Annotated in this window: 3 protein-coding genes; all 3 read right to left on the reverse strand. The window is 65.0% G+C overall.

From position 1 onward, the window contains the following. Window positions 1-592: carboxyl transferase domain-containing protein (locus AC1DYI_RS32540; protein ID WP_477208248.1), on the reverse strand; the 592-nt coding region annotated here is incomplete at its 3' end. A gap of 17 nt (window positions 593-609) precedes the next feature. Continuing rightward, on the reverse strand, window positions 610-1,266 hold the full coding sequence (locus tag AC1DYI_RS32545; RefSeq protein WP_477208249.1) for a DNA-3-methyladenine glycosylase family protein: 657 nt from the start codon (window positions 1,264-1,266) through the stop codon (window positions 610-612). A 78-nt stretch (window positions 1,267-1,344) separates the two neighbouring features. After that, window positions 1,345-2,504, reverse strand: a 1,160-nt coding sequence (gene cysS, locus AC1DYI_RS32550) for a cysteine--tRNA ligase (protein WP_477208250.1), incomplete at its 5' end; no start/stop codon positions are given.

A 2,504-nucleotide genomic window follows, 5' to 3' on the forward strand; every position in this document is an offset into this window, starting at 1 on the left:
TGATGGTGGTGATGATGGGCACTTCGAGTTGTGCCATCTCGAAGATGTTGCGACCGATGGCCTCGGACTGGCCGCGCTCTTCGGCGCCAACGCCTGGGTAGGCGCCCGGCGTGTCGACGAAGGTGAACACCGGCAGGCCGAACTTCTCGGCCAGCTTCATCAGGCGCAGCGCCTTGCGGTAGCCCTCGGGGCGCGGCATGCCGAAGTTGCGCAGACCGCGCTCCTTCGTGTCGCGGCCCTTTTGCTGGCCGATCACCATGCAGGCCTGGCCATTGAAGCGGGCCAGTCCACCGACGATCGATTGGTCGTCGGCGAACGCACGGTCGCCGTGCAGTTCCTGGAATTCGGTGAAGATCTCGTTGACGTAGTCCAGCGTGTAGGGCCGCTGCGGGTGGCGCGCAATCTGCGTCACTTGCCAGGGGTTCAGCTGGGTGTAGATGTCCTTGGTGAGCTGCAGGCTCTTCTTGTCCAGCCGTTCGATCTCTTCAGAGATGTCGACGGCCGACTCGTTCTGCACGTAGCGCAGTTCTTCGATCTTCGACTCCAGCTCGGCGATCGGAGTCTCGAATTCCAGGAAGTGGCGTTTGCTCATCGGTTGATTCTCGCAGGTCAGTACTCGACGGGCAGCGGGTCCAGGCTGCGCCAGAGATACCAGGTGGCAACCGAGCGGTATGGTGCCCAGCCCTCACCCAACTCGCGCGCCTCGGCACGCGACACCGGTTCGCCGCTGAAGTAGCTCAAGGAAATGCCCTTGAGCAGGCCCAGATCGTCCAGCGGCAGGACGTTCGGGCGCATCAGGTGAAAGATCAGGAACATCTCGGCCGTCCAGCGGCCGATGCCCCGGATGGCGACGAGTTCGTCAATGATGGCCTCATCTTCCATCTGTTGCCACTGCTTGACGTGCACGGTGCCGTCGGCAAAGTGACGCGCCAGGTCGATGAGGTACTCGGTCTTGCGGGCCGACAGGCCCACGCTGCGCAGCGTCAGCGCGTCCAGCGCCAGCACATCGTCGGGCGCCAGGCGGTTAGACGGACCACCGACGACGGCGGCGAACTTGTCCCACACCGACTGCGCGGCCTTGACCGAGATCTGCTGGCCGACGATCGAGCGGGCCAGCGTGGTGAACGCATCACCGCGGCTTTGCAGGCGCGCTTCGCCGAACTGCGGGATCAGCTTCTTCATCACCCGGTCGCGCTTGGACAGGTGTTTGCAGGCGTCGTCCCAGTAGTCCGGCGTGACACCCGCCGGATTCACCTTGGTGGCCATCTCAGTGTTGCCCCGCCGCTCGAAGGCTTTGAGCCGCACCGCCAGAGGTCGGTTTTCGAAGTTCGCACAGAGACTTCATCAAGCCTTGACCCAGGTGGTGCCTTGCGGCGTGTCTTTCAGCATCACGCCGGCGGCCAGCAGCTCATCGCGGATGCGATCGGCCGCCGCGAAATCACGCGCCTTCTTGGCGGCGTTGCGAGCTTCGATGCGCTCGTTGATCGCGGATTCGTCCAGGCCCGAGCCTGCACGCAAGAAGGCCGTCGGCACTTGTTGCAGCACACCCAGCGTACCGGCCAACGCGCGCAGCAAACGCGCCGCCTCGGCCGAGCCGCCGCGGTTGACCTCGCCGGCGAGCTCGAACAGCACGGCCATCGCGCCGGGTGTGTTGAAGTCGTCGTCCATCGCCGCCTTGAAGGCGGCGGCGGCCGGCTGTTGCCACTCGATCGGTGCGTTGTCGCCTTGCGGCGATCCACCGGCTTCGAGCGCGGTGTACAGGCGGCGCAGCGCGCTGCGCGCGTCGTCGAGGTTGGCGTCGCTGAAGTTGAACGGGCTGCGGTAGTGCGTACGCAGCATGAAGAAGCGCAGCGTCTCGCCGTCGAACTTCTTCAGCACATCGCGGATGGTGAAGAAGTTGCCGAGCGACTTCGACATCTTCTCGTTGTCGACGTTCAGGAACCCGTTGTGCAGCCAGTAGTTGACGAACGGGTGGCCCAGCGCGCCTTCGCTCTGCGCGATCTCGTTCTCGTGGTGCGGGAACTGCAGGTCCATGCCGCCGCCGTGGATGTCGAAGCGCTCGCCGAGCACCGCGCAGCTCATGGCCGAGCATTCGATGTGCCAGCCCGGGCGGCCGGGGCCGTACTCGCCGTCGTACTTCGCATCGGCCGGCTCTTCCGGCTTGGCAGCCTTCCACAGCACGAAGTCCAGCGGGTCTTCCTTGCCTTCGGCCAGTGCCTTCGATTTCAGATCACGGTCAGCCAGGCCAGCGCCTGAGACCAGGTCATCGATCGACTTGCCGCTGAGCTTGCCGTAGCCCGGGAACTTGCGCACGGCGAAGTTCACGTCGCCATTGCTCGCGCGGTAGGCCAGGCCTTTTTCTTCAAGCGTGCCGATCATCGACAGCATCTGCGGCACGTACTCGGTCGCACGGGGCTCATGTGTCGGCGGCGCGGCGCCGATGGCGCCCAGGTCCTGCCGCATCGCCGCGATCATCTCGTCGGTCAGCGCGCGGATGCTGATGC

This window comes from Ideonella sp. P3_A4 (assembly GCF_056403075.1).